This is a genomic window from Pseudomonas sp. S35, from assembly GCF_009866765.1.
Lineage (GTDB): Bacteria > Pseudomonadota > Gammaproteobacteria > Pseudomonadales > Pseudomonadaceae > Aquipseudomonas.
In genome coordinates this window covers 4097089-4114796 of record NZ_CP019431.1, presented here as the reverse complement: position 1 = coordinate 4114796, position 17708 = coordinate 4097089, and the positions used below count along the sequence as shown (strand labels likewise).

Genomic DNA, 17708 nt, shown 5'->3' with positions numbered 1-17708 from the left:
CGCTCGATGCGCCGTTTTTATAGGTGGGTTATCGACGCACCTCTGCGGCATTCGGGCGGTTCTTCAGGTTCTTGTCGGCCTTGTAGCGCAATGCCACGTCCGGCACCGAGCCGCCCTTGCCGGTCTCGACCCAGCTACGAATACGGCTGGCATCGGCAAAGTGTGTGAACTTGCCGAACGCATCCAGGATCACCAGCGACACCGGGCGATTGCCCATGCTGGTCACCAGTACCAGGCAATGGCCGGCCTGGTTGGTGAAACCGGTCTTGGTCAGCTTGATATCCCAATTGGCGCGATTGATCAGGTGGTCAGTGTTGGAGAAACCCAAGGTGTAGTTGGGCTTGCGGAACGAGACGGTCTTTTCCTTGGTGGTGCTGAGCTGGCTGAGCAGCGGGTAATGGCGTGCAGCGGCCAGCAACTTGCTCAGGTCGCGTGCGGTGGACACGTTGTGGATCGACAGCCCGGTGGGCTCCACATAATGGGTGCTGGTCATGCCCAGCGCCTTGGCCTTGGCATTCATTGCTGCGATAAACGCCGGGTAGCCGCCTGGGTAGTGATGGGCCAGGCTGGCGGCGGCGCGGTTCTCCGATGACATCAGGGCGATCAGCAACATTTCCTTGCGCGGCATTTCGCTGCCGATCTTCACGCGGGAGAACACGCCTTTCATTTCTGGCGTGTCCTTGATGTTGATGTCGATGTACTCGTCCATGTTCTGCTTGGCCTCCAGCACGATCAGGCCGGTCATCAACTTGCTCACCGACGCAATCGGCACCACCACGTCGGGATTGCTGGCGTAGATGACCTTGTTGGTCTGCAGGTCAACCAGCATGGCGCTACCTGAAGCGATCTGCAGTTTGGACGGGTCACGCGGCGCCTGGGTGGATTCGGCGGCGTGCGCAAAGGTGCCTGTGAAAGCAAAAAATAGGCTGGCAATAGAAAGACGAATTTTCACGCGGATGAACTCGCTAAAAAGTAGGAAATACCGTTGGGTAACGGTTTTTTGATAAATGCCGTTACATTTTAGGAGTATGGACGATGGACTGTCGAATGTTCTTCTAAAACCAGACGAAAGTGCTTAAAAACTAAGAAAAAACAGGTTTTTTTCCGGTAATAAAAAGCCCTGCGATAAGGCAGGGCTTTTTCAGTACGGCTGGTTATTAACCGTGCAGGGTTTCTGCGGCGTACAGGGTGTTTTCCAGCAGGCAGGCACGGGTCATCGGGCCAACGCCGCCGGGTACCGGGGTAATCCAGCCGGCGCGGGGCAGGGCAGTGTCGTACACCACGTCGCCTACCAGCTTACCGTCGTCCTGACGGTTGATGCCCACGTCGATAACGATGGCGCCTTCCTTGATCCATTCCCCTTTGACAAGGCCCGGCTTGCCAGCGGCAACCACAACCAGGTCGGCGCGACCGACGTGGCCGGCCAGGTCTTTGGTAAAACGGTGGGTCACGGTCACGGTGCAGCCGGCCAGCAGCAACTCCATGGCCATTGGACGACCGACGATATTGGACGCTCCGACGACCACGGCATCGAGGCCGTACAGGTCGACACCGGTGCTCTCCAGCAGGGTCATGATGCCCTTCGGCGTGCACGGGCGCAGCAGCGGGATACGCTGGGCGAGGCGGCCGACGTTATAAGGGTGGAAACCGTCGACGTCTTTGTCCGGGCGGATACGCTCGAGCAACTTGGATGCATCCAGGTGCTCAGGCAATGGCAGTTGCAGAAGGATGCCGTCGATCGCCGGGTCATTGTTGAGGCCGTCGATCAGGTCGGTGAGCGCCTCTTGGGTGGTGGCGGCAGGCAGGTCGTAGGCCTTGGAAATAAAGCCGACCTCTTCACAGTCTTTACGCTTGTGCGAGACATAAACCTGAGAGGCAGGATCGCTGCCGACCAGGATCACCGCGAGGCCCGGCGTGCGCAGGCCTTGCTGGCTGCGCTCGGTGACTCGTTTGGCGATCTGCTGGCGCAGGCTGGCGGCGATTGATTTGCCGTCGATAAGTTGTGCAGTCATTACGCGTGATTAACCATCGAGAGGGGGAAGAAAAGTGCGCGCATTCTCGCACGCCAAGACGTGAGGGCAAAGGCGCTTGGTCTGCAAATTGGCCTAACCCCTTAAATAAAATGAATTTTTTTCAAAAAAGATTTGACGGGTTTCAAGGCGCTCTATACTATTCGTCGCACTTGTCGGGCACAGCCTAGCACTGGTTAAGAAGGTCGAGCAGAATTGTTGTACTGCGAGGCTGGAAGCACTTAGTTTGTAATCCTCCAAGAGTACAGATTAATAAGGCGCCCGTAGCTCAGCTGGATAGAGCATCCGCCTTCTAAGCGGATGGTCGCAGGTTCGAGTCCTGCCGGGTGCGCCATTAGGCAGCTTTGGCACAAGTAGCGTTATATGGTGGGCGTAGCTCAGTTGGTAGAGCACGGGATTGTGACTCCCGTTGTCGAGGGTTCGATCCCCTTCGTCCACCCCATATTTTGAAAAAGGCGCCAGATTAATCGTCTGGCGCCTTTGCTTTAAGAGCTTCAAGCGCGGATGTGGTGGAATTGGTAGACACACTGGATTTAGGTTCCAGCGCCGCGAGGCGTAAGAGTTCGAGTCTCTTCATCCGCACCAATTAAAGCGTTGCCAGGCCGTCAGGTGAGGCAAGGTTCAACAAAGAAGATGTACGGGTTCTTTGTTAATGCAATATGGTGGGCGTAGCTCAGTTGGTAGAGCACGGGATTGTGACTCCCGTTGTCGAGGGTTCGATCCCCTTCGTCCACCCCATATTCGAAAAAGCGCCAGATTAATCATCTGGCGCTTTTTTTTGCGTCTGAAAATGCCAAGTCTCGTTTCTGCGCGCGTTTGCGCGCGTTTGCGCGCGTTTGCGCGCGTTTGCGCGCGTCGAGTCGCGTGAGGTGCACGCGGATTATGAACGTCAAGAAAAAACAAGCATTCTCAATGCCTTGGCGTTAGAATCGTTGCCGGTTTTGAACGTGTAGAACTGATGCTCGGCTATATAGAGGTCAGTACCGCTATTAAATAGCGATAACGGCGCAGTACCTGAAAAAAGGGCTGTGCCGTTTTTGTTTAAGCGTTTCGAGTTTCCAGGGCAGGGCGCTTCGTCGTATTTGTGTTTCTCGATGCTGCGGCCCTGCCGTCGGTCTTGTTCGCAAGGTCGACAGCCGGGGTCTGCTCCCAGGCTCTTCTATATATAGAAGGGTTGGCGCAGAGCCCTGGCGTGATGAGCTGTATTTGCTAACGGGCTGAGGTGCACGCGTGCACTTGAACCTACAAATGGCCTGCTGTTTTTTTACCCGTTTCCAGTAGGGTGACTTCTTGAGTTTGACCCTCTAGAATGCATGCCCTTGATTCTGGGGTCGGAAACGGCCGGCTAACGTCTGTGCAACGAGGAATATTCATGCAAGTTTCTGTTGAAAATACTACTGCTCTTGAGCGCCGCCTGAGCATCACCGTGCCGGCAGAGCGTATCGAGACTGCGGTCAACAAGCGTCTGCAGCAGACTGCCCAAAAGGCCAAGATTGCAGGTTTCCGTCCAGGCAAAGTGCCGATGAGCGAAATCAAGCGCCGTTTTGGTGCTGATGCGCGTCAGGAAGCTGTAGGTGACGTGATCCAGGCTTCCTTCTACGAGGCCGTTGTTGAGCAAAAGCTGAACCCTGCTGGCTCGCCTTCGATCGAACCTAAGTCCCTGGAAGCTGGCAAGGACCTGGAATACGTTGCCGTATTCGAAGTGTTCCCAGAGTTCGAAGTAGCCGGTTTTGAAGGTATCGAAATCGAGCGTCTGAGCGCCGACGTCGCTGATTCCGACCTGGACAACATGCTGGAAATCCTGCGCAAGCAGAACACTCGTTTCGAAGTGGCCGACCGTGCCGCTCAGAACGAAGACCAGTTGAACATCGATTTCGTTGGCAAGGTTGACGGCGAAGTGTTCGCTGGCGGCTCTGCCAAGGGTACTCAGTTGGTGCTGGGTTCCAATCGCATGATCCCAGGTTTTGAAGACGGTCTGGTCGGCGCCAAAGCCGGCGAAGAACGCGTTCTGAACCTGACGTTCCCTGCTGACTACCAGAACCTGGACCTGGCCGGCAAAGCCGCTGAGTTCACCGTGACCGTCAACAGTGTGTCCGAGCCTAAGCTGCCAGAGCTGAACGAAGAGTTCTTTGCTCAGTTCGGTATCAAGGAAGCCACTCTCGAAGGTTTCCGCACCGAAGTTCGCAAGAACATGGAGCGTGAACTGCGTCAGGCCATCAAGTCCAAGGTCAAGAACCAGGTTATGGACGGTCTGCTGGCTGCCAACCCGATTGAGGTGCCTAAGGCTCTGCTGTCCAATGAAGTGGACCGTCTGCGCGTTCAGGCTGTTCAGCAGTTTGGTGGCAACATCAAGCCTGACCAATTGCCGGCTGAGCTGTTCGAAGAGCAAGCCAAGCGTCGCGTCGTGCTGGGTCTGGTCGTGGCCGAAGTGGTCAAGCAGTTCGACCTCAAGCCTGACGAAGACCGCGTTCGCGAAATGATCCAGGAAATGGCTTCGGCCTACCAGGAGCCTGAGCAGGTTGTGGCTTGGTACTACAAGAACGACCAGCAACTGAACGAAGTACGTTCGGTTGTGCTGGAAGAACAAGTTGTGGATACTGTTCTGCAGAAGGCTAAGGTGACCGATAAAGCGGTCTCTTACGAAGAAGCAGTCAAGCCGGCGGAAGCAGCACAAGCCGACTGATTGTCCAACTCGTTGGAAATTCAACCATAAGCCAGCCTCGCGCTGGCTTATGCGTTTTCAAGACATGACTATTTGGGAGTAACTGCAGAGCATGTTCCGTAATTCCTATATTCAGCAGAACTCTGATATCCAGGCCGCTGGCGGCTTGGTCCCGATGGTTGTCGAGCAGTCCGCTCGTGGGGAACGCGCCTACGACATCTACTCGCGCCTGCTCAAGGAGCGAGTGATCTTTCTGGTGGGCCCAGTAGAGGACTACATGGCCAACCTGATCTGTGCGCAACTGCTGTTCCTTGAAGCGGAAAACCCGGACAAGGACATCCATCTCTACATCAACTCGCCGGGCGGTTCGGTGACAGCAGGCATGTCGATCTACGACACTATGCAGTTCATCAAGCCGAACGTATCCACTACCTGCATTGGCCAGGCCTGCAGCATGGGTGCATTCCTGCTGACCGCCGGTGCTGAGGGCAAGCGTTACTGCCTGCCGAACTCGCGTGTGATGATTCACCAGCCACTGGGCGGTTTCCAGGGCCAGGCATCGGACATCGAGATCCACGCCAAGGAAATCCTCTTCATCCGCGAGCGTCTCAACACGCTGATGGCCAAGCACAGCGGGCACACCCTGGAAGAAATCGAGCGCGACACCAACCGCGACAACTTCATGAGCGCCGAAGCCGCACGTGAATACGGGTTGATCGACGCAGTGATCGAAAAGCGCCCCGCTTAATATAAGCCGCTCAAAATAGGGCTGGTCGGGTTTCCGATCACCTGCGGGCTTGAAAAAGCCCGCATAAGCCTTCATCTTGTGTTGCAAGCCTATCGGATTTGGATCGAACGAATGACTGACACCCGCAACGGCGAGGACAACGGCAAGCTGCTCTATTGCTCCTTCTGTGGCAAAAGCCAGCATGAAGTGCGCAAATTGATTGCCGGCCCCTCGGTCTTTATCTGCGACGAGTGCGTCGACCTGTGCAATGACATCATCCGTGAGGAGGTGCAGGAAGCCCAGGCCGAGAGCAGCGCGCATAAATTGCCTTCGCCTAAAGAAATCAGCGGCATCCTTGATCAGTATGTGATTGGTCAAGAGCGTGCAAAGAAGGTTCTGGCCGTAGCGGTGTACAACCACTACAAGCGTCTGAACCAGCGTGACAAAAAAGGCGACGAAGTCGAACTCGGCAAGAGCAACATCTTGCTGATCGGTCCTACAGGCTCGGGTAAAACCTTGCTTGCAGAAACCCTTGCTCGTCTGCTGAATGTTCCGTTCACCATCGCCGACGCTACCACCCTCACCGAGGCTGGCTATGTTGGTGAGGACGTTGAGAACATCATTCAGAAGCTGCTGCAGAAATGTGACTACGACGTAGAAAAAGCCCAGATGGGCATTGTCTATATCGACGAAATCGACAAGATCTCGCGCAAGTCCGACAACCCGTCGATCACCCGGGACGTTTCCGGTGAAGGCGTGCAGCAGGCCCTGTTGAAACTGATTGAAGGCACGGTTGCTTCCGTACCGCCACAAGGTGGCCGTAAGCACCCGCAGCAGGAATTCCTTCAGGTTGATACACGGAACATCCTGTTTATCTGTGGCGGTGCGTTCTCCGGGCTGGAGAAGGTTATCCAGCAGCGCTCCACCCGGGGCGGCATCGGTTTCAGTGCAGAAGTGCGCAGCAAGGAAGAAGGCAAGAAGGTGGGCGAGTCCCTGCGTGAAGTCGAGCCTGACGATCTGGTCAAGTTCGGTCTGATCCCGGAATTCGTCGGCCGTCTGCCGGTCTTGGCAACGCTGGACGAGTTGGATGAGGCGGCTTTGATCCAGATCCTCACCGAGCCGAAAAACGCCCTGACCAAGCAATACGCCAAGTTGTTCGAGATGGAAGGTGTAGACCTCGAGTTCCGTAGCGATGCGCTCAAATCGGTGGCCAAGCGGGCACTGGAGCGCAAGACCGGTGCGCGTGGCCTGCGTTCTATCCTCGAAGGCGTGTTGCTCGACACCATGTACGAAATCCCCTCGCAGTCCGAGGTGAGTAAAGTGGTGATCGACGAAAGCGTTATAGAAGGTAAGTCCAAGCCACTGTATATCTACGAAAACAGTGAGCCGGCTGCCAAGGCTGCGCCAGACGCGTAAGCGTTTCGCAGTTTCGGTACAAACAAGGGGCCTTTAGGGGCCCCTTTGTTTTTTGGATGAATTTTTACTGCGTTTAACGGCTGGCAATAAGCTTGTTTTTTTTGCATGCAGCCCCCATCTTGGTTTCAAGCTTATTTTTCAACTGTCATAGAGGCGAAATCATGAAGACAACCATTGAATTGCCTCTCCTGCCGTTGCGCGATGTCGTCGTCTATCCGCACATGGTTATCCCGCTGTTCGTGGGGCGCGAGAAGTCTATCGAAGCCCTTGAGGCCGCGATGACGGGCGACAAGCAGATCTTGCTGTTGGCCCAGAGAAATCCTGCTGATGATGATCCAGGCGAAGATGCCCTGTATCGCGTCGGTACCATTGCCACTGTGCTGCAACTGCTCAAACTGCCTGACGGCACTGTCAAAGTGCTGGTGGAAGGCGAGCAGCGCGGTGCGGTTGAGCGTTTCATGGAGGTGGAAGGTCACCTGCGCGCCGAAGTGGCGCTGATCGACGAAGTCGAAGCCCCTGAGCGCGAGTCCGAAGTTTTTGTGCGCAGCTTGCTCTCGCAGTTCGAGCAGTACGTGCAACTGGGCAAGAAAGTCCCGGCTGAAGTCCTGTCTTCCCTCAATAGCATTGATGAGCCAAGCCGCCTGGTCGACACCATGGCCGCGCACATGGCGCTGAAGATCGAACAGAAGCAAGACATCCTCGAAATCATCGACCTGTCAGCCCGTGTTGAACACGTTCTGGCGTTGCTGGATGCCGAAATCGACCTGTTGCAGGTTGAGAAACGCATCCGTGGTCGCGTGAAGAAGCAAATGGAGCGCAGCCAGCGCGAGTACTACCTGAATGAGCAGATGAAGGCCATTCAGAAGGAGCTCGGCGACAGCGAGGAAGGCCACAACGAAATCGAAGAGCTGAAAAAGCGCATCGATGCTGCTGGCCTGCCGAAAGACGCCCTGACCAAAGCCACTGCCGAGCTGAACAAGCTCAAGCAAATGTCGCCGATGTCGGCTGAAGCCACCGTGGTGCGCTCGTACATCGACTGGTTGGTGCAGGTGCCGTGGAAGGCCCAGACCAAGGTGCGCCTCGACCTGGCTCGCGCCGAAGAAATTCTCGATGCCGACCACTATGGTCTCGAAGAAGTCAAAGAGCGCATCCTCGAATACCTCGCCGTGCAAAAGCGCGTGAAGAAAATTCGCGGCCCTGTGTTGTGCCTGGTCGGTCCTCCAGGGGTGGGTAAAACCTCCCTCGCCGAGTCGATTGCCAGTGCAACCAACCGTAAGTTCGTGCGCATGGCCCTTGGCGGTGTGCGTGATGAAGCGGAAATCCGTGGTCATCGCCGTACTTACATCGGTTCGATGCCAGGAAGATTGATTCAAAAGATGACAAAAGTGGGTGTGCGCAACCCGCTGTTCCTGCTCGATGAAATCGACAAAATGGGCAGCGACATGCGTGGCGATCCGGCCTCGGCGTTGCTGGAAGTGCTCGACCCAGAGCAGAACCACAATTTCAACGACCATTACCTGGAAGTCGACTACGACTTGTCTGACGTAATGTTCCTGTGCACCTCCAACTCCATGAACATTCCGCCAGCCTTGCTGGACCGGATGGAGGTGATTCGTCTGCCGGGTTACACCGAAGACGAGAAGATCAACATCGCGGTCAAATACCTTGCGCCCAAGCAGATTTCGGCCAATGGCCTGAAGAAGGGCGAGATCGAATTCGAGGTTGAAGCGATCCGCGACATCGTGCGTTACTACACCCGCGAGGCCGGTGTACGGGGCCTTGAGCGCCAGATCGCGAAGATTTGCCGCAAGGCGGTCAAGGAGCACGCGCTGGAAAAACGCTTCTCGGTGAAGGTGGTCGCAGACTCCCTGGAACACTTCCTGGGCGTGAAGAAATTCCGCTACGGCCTGGCCGAACAGCAGGATCAGGTAGGCCAGGTGACTGGCCTGGCGTGGACCCAGGTGGGCGGCGAGTTGCTGACCATCGAGGCCGCTGTGATCCCGGGCAAAGGTCAACTGATCAAGACCGGTTCCCTGGGTGATGTGATGGTCGAATCCATCACCGCCGCGCAAACCGTGGTGCGCAGCCGCGCCAGGAGCCTGGGGATTCCCCTGGACTTCCATGAGAAGCATGACACCCACATCCATATGCCAGAAGGGGCGACCCCGAAGGACGGCCCTAGCGCTGGTGTAGGCATGTGCACGGCCCTGGTCTCGGCATTGACCGGCATTCCGGTGCGCGCCGACGTGGCCATGACTGGGGAAATCACCCTGCGTGGTCAGGTATTGGCCATCGGCGGCTTGAAAGAGAAATTGCTGGCCGCACACCGCGGTGGTATCAAGACCGTGATCATTCCTGAAGAGAATGTTCGCGACTTGAAGGAAATTCCTGAAAATATCAAGCAAGATCTTCAGATTAAACCGGTTAAATGGATTGACGAGGTCCTGCAAATTGCGCTGCAATACGCGCCGGAGCCCTTGCCGGATGTGGCTCCGGAGATAGTCGCGAAGGATGAAAAACGCGAGTCTGATTCCAAGGAAAGAATTAGCACGCATTAATGTGAATAAGCCTGGGGGCTTCCTTGACAGCTTTTTAGAGCCCTTGTTATAAAGCGGCTCTTAAGTGTCTGTAGGCCATTCAGCACTGGTTTTTGCTGTTTACCAAAAAACTTAGAATCATACTCAATAGATATATAAGGGGACTTAGAGTGAACAAGTCGGAACTGATTGATGCTATCGCTGCATCCGCTGATATCCCGAAAGCTGCTGCTGGCCGTGCGCTGGATGCAGTAATCGAATCCGTCACTGGCGCTCTGAAGGCCGGCGACTCCGTGGTACTGGTAGGCTTCGGTACTTTCTCTGTGACCGATCGCCCAGCTCGCACTGGCCGTAACCCACAGACTGGCAAAGCACTGCAAATCGCTGCTGCCAAGAAACCAGGTTTCAAAGCCGGTAAAGCCCTGAAAGAAGCCGTTAACTAAGCTTCGATCAAGCCTTTGCTTACCCGGGTCAGACGCAGGTCTGGCTTGGCAGCGGAGCGGTAGCTGACCCAAGTATCCATCGGGTCGCCACGCCGGGGATGTAAGTTCAAACCCCCGTCCGCTCCGCCAGTTACGAGAAGGCGCATCCTCGGATGCGCCTTTCTTCTTTCCGGACTCTACCCACGCTCCACGGTTGCCAATTTTTGAAGTTCAACCGTTTCTGGGGGACGCATGCTGCAAAATATCAGGGACAATTCACAAGGCTGGATTGCCAAGACCATTATCGGGATCATCGTCGCATTGATGGCGTTCACCGGTATCGAAGCCATTTTCCAGGCTTCGGGTACTAACAAGCAGGACGTGGCCAAGGTCAACGGTGAGGAAATCACCCAGACCGAACTGAGCCAGGCCGTCGACATGCAACGTCGCCAGCTGATGCAACAGTTGGGCAAGGATTTCGATGCTTCGCTGCTGGACGAAAAACTGCTGCGCGAAGCCGCCCTCAAGGGCCTGATCGACCGTAAGCTGCTGCTGCAAGGCGCCGCCGATTCCAAGTTCGGTTTCTCCGAAGCTGCGCTGGACCAGGTGATCCTGCAAACACCGGAATTCCAGGTGGACGGCAAGTTCAGCGCCGAACGCTTTGACCAGGTGATTCGCCAGTTGGGCTACAGCCGCCTGCAGTTCCGTCAGATGATGACCCAGGAAATGCTGATCGGCCAGGTTCGTGCAGGTATTGCAGGCAGCGGTTTTGTCACTGATGCCGAAGTGCTCGCATTCGCCCGCCTGGAAAAACAGACCCGCGATTTCGCCACCGTCAACATCAAGGCCAACCCTGCGGCGGTGAAACTCACCGACGACGAGGTCAAGGCCTACTACGACCAGCACGCCAAAGAGTTCATGACCCCGGACCAGGTGGTCATCGACTATCTGGAATTGAAGAAGTCTTCCTTCTTTGACCAGGTCAACGTCAAGGACGAAGAGCTGCAGGCTGCCTATCAGAAAGAAACCGCCAACCTCGCTGAACAGCGTCGCGCTGCGCACATTCTGATTGAAGTCAACGACAAGGTCACCGAGGCGCAAGCCAAGGCGAAGATTGAAGAAATCCAGGCACGCCTGGCCAAAGGCGAAAAATTCGAAGCCCTGGCCAAGGAGTTCTCCCAGGATCCAGGCTCTGCCAACAACGGCGGCGACTTGGGCTTTGCCGGCCCGGGCGTTTACGACCCGGACTTCGAAACCGCCCTGTACGCCTTGAACCAGGACCAGGTATCGGCACCGGTGCGCAGCACCTTCGGTTGGCACCTGATCAAGTTGTTGGGCGTTGAGGCACCGCAAGTGCCGACGTTCGCCAGCCTGAAAGACAAGCTGACCCGTGAGCTCAAGACCCAGCAGGTAGAGCAGCGTTTTGTCGAAGCGACCAAGCAATTGGAAGATGCGGCATTCGAAGCGTCCGACCTGGCTCAACCAGCGTCCGACTTGAAGCTGACCGTGCACACCTCCGCGCCGTTTGGCCGTGAAGGTGGTGAGGGTGTTGCGGCCAACCGTGCCGTGGTCACCGCTGCGTTCAGCCCGGAAGTGCTGGATGAAGGTGCCAACAGCACCGCCATTGAACTGGATCCGGAAACCATCATCGTGCTGCGTGCCAAAGAGCACCGCAAACCGGCGCAACTGCCTCTGGAAAGCGTTGCAGCAGCAATCCGCACCCAGATGGCCAAGGAGCGCGCTAGCGCGGCTGCCAAGACTCATGCCGATGAACTCATCGCCAGCCTGCGTGATGGCAAGACTCCGCTGAACCAGCCGGTTGATGGCCAGGCGTGGAAAGTCACTGAAGCGGCTACCCGTAGCCAGGAAGCGATCGACCCTGCCGTGCTGCAAGCCCTGTTCCGCATGCCTAAGCCTGTCGCCAAGGACAAGCCAACCTTCACCACTGTGACCCTGGCTGACGGTAGCCTGGCGATCGTGCGCTTGAATGGTGTGAATGAAGCTGGCGCGCCATCGGACGAAGAAAAGGCGCAATACCGCCGCTTCCTTGCTTCCCGTGTCGGCCAGCAGGACTTCGCGGCGTACCGCAAGCAGTTGGAAACCCAGGCCGACATCAAGAAGTTCTGATGACGGTTTGAATAAACAGCCCCCGGCCTGAACAGCCCGGGGGCTTTTTTATGTGCGCGTGCTTTATCGGTGTTTGGCCATTGCCAGTAGCATCAAGCCGGCCACCGCCCAAGGGAACGCGCTGACGCCCCAGTGTTGCAGCAGCAGACCGCCCACCAGGCCGCCTCCGGCAATTCCCAGGTTCCACACTGTGACCAGCATCGACTGAGCGGTATCCGCCAATGCCCCCGCCGATTTGGCCAGCGCCGTTTGCAGCAACGCCGGCAGGCCGCCGAACGCCAGGCCCCACAGTGCGACAGCGAGGTAGACAACCGCTGGCACATCGATCCAGAACGCCAGCGCCAAGGCGATCAGGCCAAACAACGCGCAGCTGATCAGCAGCAGTCTGCGCAGCCACCGGTCAATCAGCATCCCGGTCAGCCAGATGCTCAACAGCGCGGCGAGGCCAAACACCAGCAGCACCCGGTCGATATCGGCGTCAATCCCGGCAGGCACCAGCAGCGGGGCGATGTAGGTGTAGAGAATGTTGTGGGCAAGCACGTAGGTAAAGGTCACCCACAGCACCGGACGGATACCGGGTAAGGCCAGGACCTGGCGCATTCCCAGGCGCTTGCCCGTCGGTTGGCCAGCAAAGTCCGGCAGTTGCCAGCGCACCCATACCAGTAGTAATAGCGTCAGCCCGGTCATGATCGCAAAGCTCAGGCGCCAGCCAACCACTGTGCCGAGCCAGGTTCCTGCCGGTACGCCCAGGGACAAGGCCAAGGGGGCACCGAGCATCGCCACGGCGATTGCCCTGCCTTGTAGGTGTGGCGCCACCATCCGGCTGGCGTAACCTGCCAGCAGCGCCCAGAGCAATCCGGCAAACACCCCAGCAAAAAAGCGCGCCACCAGCGTCAGTCCATAGTGGCTGGAAAACGCCGTCACACTATTGACCAAGGCAAAGCCGCCGATTGCCATCAGCAGTAGCGGCCGTCGGCGCCAGCCGCGGGTCAGCAGCGTCAGCGGGATGGCTGCAAGCAACGATCCAATGGCGTACAGGGTAACTAATTGGCCGACCAGCGCAGGCGACACGTCGAGACCTTCGCCCATTTGCGGCAAGAGCCCGGCGGGCATGGCCTCTGTGAGGATGGTAATGAAACCGGCTGATGCCAGCGCCAACAGGCCAGCCATAGGCAGCGTCCGCTGCGGTGCGGTCGCGGCGTCAGCCAGCGAAGGGTGAGTGCTCATGCGCGCAATCCATACAAAAGGGTAAGGCGCCAGAGTAGGGGGCTGTGGCAGGCGGAAAAACAGGCTAAGGTTCCGAACTTAACGGACTTATACGTCCGCAATCAGCAAGGTAGGATCATGGACAGCTTGGGCAGTCTGTCGGTATTTGTGCAGGTGGCGGAAACTCGCAGTTTTACCGCTGCCGCGCGCGTGTTGGGCGTTTCGTCCTCGGCCGTAGGCAAAAGTATTGCGCGTATGGAAGAGCGCCTCGGCGTGCGTTTGTTTCATCGCAGCACGCGCAGCATCACCCTGACGGGCGAGGGCGCGCTGTTCCTGGAGCGTTCACGGCGGATTTTGGCCGAAGTCGAAGCGGCAGAGCGTGAATTGACCGAGGCCAGCGCCACCCCTCGGGGCAAGTTGCGCGTCAGCGTGCCTCAAGTACGGGGCTTGATGATGCCGGTGCTCAGTGACTTCATGCGCGCCTACCCGGACATCGAGCTGGATGTGGATTTTTCCGACCGCATGGTGGACGTGATCGAGGAAGGCTTCGATGCGGTAATTCGTACCGGCAAGCCGGAAGATTCGCGTTTGATGGCCCGTCATCTGGGGCATTACCAACTGGTGCTGGTGGGCACGCCGGCGTATTTCCAGCAGCACGGCACCCCGCAACAGCCTTGGCACTTGAATACCCATGCCTGCCTGCGCCATAAGTTCTGTGCCACCGGCAAGCTGGAACCCTGGCCCTTGCGTCAGGAGCCCGGTGCAGCGGAGCTGACGTTGCGCACCCCGCTGGTCAGTAGCACCATCGAATCGCTCAACCATGTGGTCAACGAGGGTCTGGGTATTGCTTGCCTGCCCGACTACATGGTCAATCAAGCGGTACAGGACGGACGCCTGCAACGCGTGCTGGATGATTACCTGGAACACCGGGGCAGTTTCTGGATGTTATGGCCATCAAGTCGCCACGCTTCGGCCAAATTGCGAGTGTTTATCGACCATATGTGCGCAGGGCTTTTTCCTGTAGGCACCGTGCGGTAGGCCTGTGACGTTTTACCGACAGGAATGTGCGCGCCAAGGCCTCGTTCTGTTGCACAATACCGCCCGGACTGTTTTCTTCAGGATTATCGATGTCGACATCATTTCACTTGCGTAGCCTCGGGCTGGCGCTGGTGTTGGCGGGCGCCGCGGGCTGCTCGTCACCCAAGACCGCTATTTATGAACATGAGAGTTTCGACGACTCCGGTACGTTTTCCCGGGACTACCCCGTCAGTGATGCGGCGGCGTGTGAAGCCGCCCGGCGTGCCTTGCTGAGCCAGGGCTACATCATCACCAGCAGCGATCCGAAAGTGGTCGTGGGCAACAAGAGCTTCCAGCAGACCGGCGAGACCCATCTGCAGATCAGCTTCAACGTGGTCTGCGCCGATGATGGCAAAGGCACCAACCACTCGACGATGTTTGCCAACGCCCTGCAGGACCGTTACGCCCTGAAGAAGGTCAACAACTCTGCGAGCCTCGGCGTGGGTGTGTTGGGGTCGGTATCGATGCCCATTGGTTCCACCGATGACTCGATGGTGAAAGTGGCCAGTGAGACCGTGTCCGCGCCGAAGTTCTATGAGCGTTACTTTGCCCTGGTGGACGTGTTCCTGCCCCAAGAGGTGAAAAAGGCCGAGCATATTCCCGAGCAGCCGAAGGCTGATCTGGGTGTGCCGGAGCCCAAGGCGGCACCTCTGGTCGAGAAGGTCGAGGCGCCGAAGGAGGAGCCCGCCGTGTCGGAGCCTGTTGCACCGCCGGCCGAGCCTGCGTCGATTGTGCCTGAGCAAGCGCCGGCACCAGCCCCGGCACCGACCAACCCGGACCTGCCGGCACCGACAGAAGCTATTCCACCCCTGCCGACGCCTGCGCAGTAGATCAGACCGCTACGGGGTCGGCCTTGTCGACGTTGATCCCGTAGCGTTTGATTGCCTCACTGACTCTATCTCGACCGATAACGCCGTCATCGGCCAGCGCCTTCAAAGCCGCCAGTGCGATGAAGTGCCGGTCTACCTCAAAGAATTCGCGCAAGGTTTCCCGGGTATCCGATTGCCCGAAGCCATCGGTGCCCAGTGCTACAAAGCGCCGGCCCGGCACGAAGGGGCGAATCTGGTCGGCGAACAGTTTCATATAGTCCGTCGCCACCACCACCGGTCCCGTTTGCCCAACCAGGCTCTGTTCCACATAACTCACGCGCGGTTCACTGTCCGGGTGCAACAGGTTCCAGCGCTCGACCGCCTGGCCGTCACGGCGTAGCTCGGTGAGGCTGGTCACGCTCCACACCGAGCTGGGTATGGAGAAATCCTTGGCGAGCAACGCTGCGGCGGCGATCACTTCGCGCAGGATCGAGCCACTGCCCATCAATTGCACTTGGGCCTGCTCGTTACCGTTAAGCCGGTACATGCCCTGCACGATTGCGTCTTCAACGCCTTCGGGCATGGCCGGTTGCGGGTAGTTTTCGTTGAGCAGCGTGATGTAGTAGTAAATGTCCTGCTGCTCGACATACATGCGCCGCATGCCTTCGCGAATAATCACCGCCAACTCGTAGGCAAAGGTAGGGTCATAGGACACACAGCAAGGAATCACCGACGCCAGGATATGACTGTGGCCATCGTCATGCTGCAAACCTTCGCCCATCAGCGTCGTGCGCCCGGCCGTCGCCCCCAGCAGAAACCCGCGTGCCCGCGCATCGCCCGCTGCCCAGGCCAGGTCGCCGACGCGCTGGAAGCCGAACATTGAGTAGAAGATATAGAACGGCACGGTCATCAGCCCGTGGTTGCTGTAGGACGTGCTCGCCGCGATCCACGAGGAAATGGCCCCGGACTCGTTCAGACCTTCCTGCATGATCTGTCCGTCTTTGCTCTCCTTGTAGTAGCTCAGTTGCCCTGCGTCCTGTGGCGTGTAGAGTTGGCCGACGGCAGAGTGGATGCCGATCTGACGGAACAGGCTTTCCATGCCAAAGGTGCGCGATTCGTCAGGAACGATGGGCACGATCAACTTGCCCAGGTGTGGATCCTTGAGCAGGGTGCCGAGGATGCGCACAAAGGCCATGGTGGTGGAGATCGCTCGCTCGCCGGTGTCCTTGAGTTGAGTGGCGAAGGCCGCCAGGTCGGGGATCTGCAAGGACTCGACGGCGCTGTGACGTGCCGGTACATAGCCGCCGAGGGCCTGGCGGCGGGCGGCAAAGTAGCGCGCTTCTTCGCTGTCGGCGGCGGGCTTGAGGTAGGGAATATCAGCGAGCTGCTCATCGGCCACGTTCAGGCCGAAGCGGTCGCGGAACGCTTTGACGGCGTCGGCGCCCATTTTCTTCAGTTGGTGGTTGATGTTCTGGCCTTCGCCCGCGTCGCCCATGCCAAAGCCCTTGACGGTTTTGGCCAGGATCACCGTGGGTTGGCCGCTGTGGCGCATGGCGGCGGCGTAGGCATTGTAGACCTTGTCCGGGTCATGTCCGCCCCGTGAGAGTTTCCAGATATCGTCGTCGGACATATCCGAAACCAGAGCCAGCAGTTGCGGATATTTGCCAAAGAAGTGTTCGCGCACATAGGCGCCGTTCTGCGATTTGTAGTTCTGATAGTCGCCGTCCACACACTCCATCATGCGCTGGCGCAGAAGGCCGCTCTGGTCTTTCTCCAGCAGCGCATCCCAACCGCCGCCCCAGATCACCTTGATCACATTCCAGCCGGCGGCGCGATACAGGCTTTCGAACTCCTGGATGACCTTGGCATTGCCGCGTACCGGGCCATCCAGACGTTGCAGGTTGCAGTTGACCACGAAGATCAGATTGTCGAGCTTTTCGCGCCCGGCCAAGGAGATAGCGGCCAGGGATTCCGGTTGGTCCATTTCGCCATCACCGAGAAACGCCCACACCTTACGGCCCTGGTGTTGTTTGAGGTCGCGCAACTCCAGGTAGCGCATAAAGCGCGCTTGGTACGCGGCGGTGATTGGCCCGAGGCCCATCGACACGGTAGGAAATTGCCAGAAGTGCGGCATCAGTCGCGGGTGTGGGTAGGACGAAATACCCTCGCCACCGGCTTCGCGACGGAAGTTGTCCAGTTGCGCTTCGCTGATACGGCCTTCGAGATAGGCGCGGCCGTAGATCCCAGGAGCGGAATGGCCTTGGATATACACCAGGTCGCCGTCGAAGGTGTCCGTTCTGCCACGGAAGAAATGGTCAAAACCTACGTCATACAGGACGGCGGCTGACGCATAGGTCGCGATATGCCCACCGACACCTGAGTGTTTGCCCGCACGCAGCACCATCGCCATGGCGTTCCAGCGGATAAACGCATTGGTGCGGCGCTCGATGTCCAGGTTGCCGGGGTAGGGCAGTTGGCGGTCCACTGGGATGGTGTTGACGTAGGGAGTGGTTACCCGCCCGTAGAAGTCGCCATGGCGCGCTACGTCGAAATCCAGCAATTGATCGATCAGGTAGTGGGCGCGCGGACGACCTTCGGCGCACAGCACCGATTCGATGGACTCCAACCACTCGCGGGTTTGCTGTGGGTCGTCGTCAAGGCACACGGCGTTATTCGGGGTCATAGGGGGCTCCAG

12 protein-coding genes and 4 tRNA genes are annotated in these 17708 nt (G+C 57.9%); 12 read left to right on the top strand and 4 right to left on the bottom strand.

Annotated elements, in window-relative coordinates; genetic code table 11:
• Nucleotides 1-28: 28 nt before the first annotated feature.
• Both pbpG and folD read right to left on the bottom strand, forming a co-directional pair.
• Entirely contained in the window at nucleotides 29-952 is a 924-nt protein-coding gene (gene pbpG, locus PspS35_RS18250) for a D-alanyl-D-alanine endopeptidase (protein ID WP_159936191.1), read from the bottom strand.
• Nucleotides 953-1157: 205 nt separating this feature from the next.
• The gene (gene folD / locus PspS35_RS18245) at nucleotides 1158-2012 is read right to left on the bottom strand and encodes a bifunctional methylenetetrahydrofolate dehydrogenase/methenyltetrahydrofolate cyclohydrolase FolD (protein WP_159936190.1); all 855 of its coding nucleotides are present in this window, start codon (nucleotides 2010-2012) and stop codon (nucleotides 1158-1160) included.
• A gap of 275 nt (nucleotides 2013-2287) precedes the next feature.
• Here folD and PspS35_RS18240 point away from each other — a divergent pair.
• The 10 genes from PspS35_RS18240 to PspS35_RS18195 all read left to right on the top strand — a co-directional run bounded on the left by PspS35_RS18240 (nucleotide 2288) and on the right by PspS35_RS18195 (nucleotide 11921).
• A tRNA-Arg gene (locus PspS35_RS18240) sits at nucleotides 2288-2364 on the top strand.
• A gap of 32 nt (nucleotides 2365-2396) precedes the next feature.
• Nucleotides 2397-2472: transfer RNA gene (locus PspS35_RS18235), tRNA-His, on the top strand.
• A 58-nt stretch (nucleotides 2473-2530) separates the two neighbouring features.
• Nucleotides 2531-2615: transfer RNA gene (locus tag PspS35_RS18230), tRNA-Leu, on the top strand.
• A 77-nt stretch (nucleotides 2616-2692) separates the two neighbouring features.
• Nucleotides 2693-2768 (top strand) — tRNA-His (locus tag PspS35_RS18225).
• A gap of 634 nt (nucleotides 2769-3402) precedes the next feature.
• Nucleotides 3403-4713: a trigger factor gene (tig, locus tag PspS35_RS18220; protein WP_159936189.1), complete on the top strand. Its 1311-nt coding sequence runs from the start codon at nucleotides 3403-3405 to the stop codon at nucleotides 4711-4713.
• A gap of 91 nt (nucleotides 4714-4804) precedes the next feature.
• Nucleotides 4805-5440 carry an ATP-dependent Clp endopeptidase proteolytic subunit ClpP gene (clpP, locus tag PspS35_RS18215; protein ID WP_003174822.1) on the top strand — a complete coding sequence of 212 codons (636 nt, stop codon included), beginning with the start codon at nucleotides 4805-4807 and terminating at the stop codon, nucleotides 5438-5440.
• Between the two features lie 111 nt (nucleotides 5441-5551).
• A complete protein-coding gene (gene clpX / locus PspS35_RS18210; protein ID WP_159936188.1) occupies nucleotides 5552-6835 on the top strand; it encodes an ATP-dependent Clp protease ATP-binding subunit ClpX in 1284 nt (427 codons plus the stop codon).
• Nucleotides 6836-6996: 161 nt separating this feature from the next.
• Nucleotides 6997-9393 carry an endopeptidase La gene (lon, locus tag PspS35_RS18205; RefSeq protein WP_159936187.1) on the top strand — a complete coding sequence of 799 codons (2397 nt, stop codon included), beginning with the start codon at nucleotides 6997-6999 and terminating at the stop codon, nucleotides 9391-9393.
• Nucleotides 9394-9542: 149 nt separating this feature from the next.
• A complete protein-coding gene (locus PspS35_RS18200) occupies nucleotides 9543-9815 on the top strand; it encodes an HU family DNA-binding protein (RefSeq protein WP_003174819.1) in 273 nt (90 codons plus the stop codon).
• Between the two features lie 231 nt (nucleotides 9816-10046).
• A complete protein-coding gene (locus PspS35_RS18195; RefSeq protein WP_159936186.1) occupies nucleotides 10047-11921 on the top strand; it encodes a SurA N-terminal domain-containing protein in 1875 nt (624 codons plus the stop codon).
• A gap of 63 nt (nucleotides 11922-11984) precedes the next feature.
• Here the strand turns inward: PspS35_RS18195 and PspS35_RS18190 are convergent, their stop codons facing one another.
• The gene (locus PspS35_RS18190) at nucleotides 11985-13148 is read right to left on the bottom strand and encodes an MFS transporter (protein ID WP_159936185.1); all 1164 of its coding nucleotides are present in this window, start codon (nucleotides 13146-13148) and stop codon (nucleotides 11985-11987) included.
• 117 nt (nucleotides 13149-13265) lie between these two features.
• Here PspS35_RS18190 and PspS35_RS18185 point away from each other — a divergent pair, with 117 nt between their 5' ends.
• Together PspS35_RS18185 and PspS35_RS18180 are read left to right on the top strand one after the other, a co-directional pair.
• Complete coding sequence (locus PspS35_RS18185; protein ID WP_159936184.1) at nucleotides 13266-14165, top strand: LysR family transcriptional regulator; 900 nt, start codon at nucleotides 13266-13268, stop codon at nucleotides 14163-14165.
• 89 nt (nucleotides 14166-14254) lie between these two features.
• Nucleotides 14255-15034 (top strand): DUF2242 domain-containing protein, encoded by a 780-nt coding sequence (locus PspS35_RS18180; protein ID WP_159936183.1) that lies wholly within the window; start codon nucleotides 14255-14257, stop codon nucleotides 15032-15034.
• Between the two features lies 1 nt (nucleotide 15035).
• Here the strand turns inward: PspS35_RS18180 and aceE are convergent, their stop codons facing one another.
• The gene (gene aceE / locus PspS35_RS18175; protein WP_159936182.1) at nucleotides 15036-17696 is read right to left on the bottom strand and encodes a pyruvate dehydrogenase (acetyl-transferring), homodimeric type; all 2661 of its coding nucleotides are present in this window, start codon (nucleotides 17694-17696) and stop codon (nucleotides 15036-15038) included.
• Nucleotides 17697-17708: the final 12 nt, after the last annotated feature.

Excerpts from the sequence above, each read along its gene's own strand:
- folD (WP_159936190.1), bottom strand. The coding sequence starts at position 2,012 with ATGACTGCACAACTTATCGACGGCAAATCAATCGCCGCCAGCCTGCGC.
- tig (WP_159936189.1), top strand. The coding sequence starts at position 3,403 with ATGCAAGTTTCTGTTGAAAATACTACTGCTCTTGAGCGCCGCCTGAGC.
- clpP (WP_003174822.1), top strand. The coding sequence starts at position 4,805 with ATGTTCCGTAATTCCTATATTCAGCAGAACTCTGATATCCAGGCCGCT.
- clpX (WP_159936188.1), top strand. The coding sequence starts at position 5,552 with ATGACTGACACCCGCAACGGCGAGGACAACGGCAAGCTGCTCTATTGC.
- lon (WP_159936187.1), top strand. The coding sequence starts at position 6,997 with ATGAAGACAACCATTGAATTGCCTCTCCTGCCGTTGCGCGATGTCGTC.
- PspS35_RS18195 (WP_159936186.1), top strand. The coding sequence starts at position 10,047 with ATGCTGCAAAATATCAGGGACAATTCACAAGGCTGGATTGCCAAGACC.
- PspS35_RS18190 (WP_159936185.1), bottom strand. The coding sequence starts at position 13,148 with ATGAGCACTCACCCTTCGCTGGCTGACGCCGCGACCGCACCGCAGCGG.
- PspS35_RS18185 (WP_159936184.1), top strand. The coding sequence starts at position 13,266 with ATGGACAGCTTGGGCAGTCTGTCGGTATTTGTGCAGGTGGCGGAAACT.
- PspS35_RS18180 (WP_159936183.1), top strand. The coding sequence starts at position 14,255 with ATGTCGACATCATTTCACTTGCGTAGCCTCGGGCTGGCGCTGGTGTTG.
- aceE (WP_159936182.1), bottom strand. The coding sequence starts at position 17,696 with ATGACCCCGAATAACGCCGTGTGCCTTGACGACGACCCACAGCAAACC.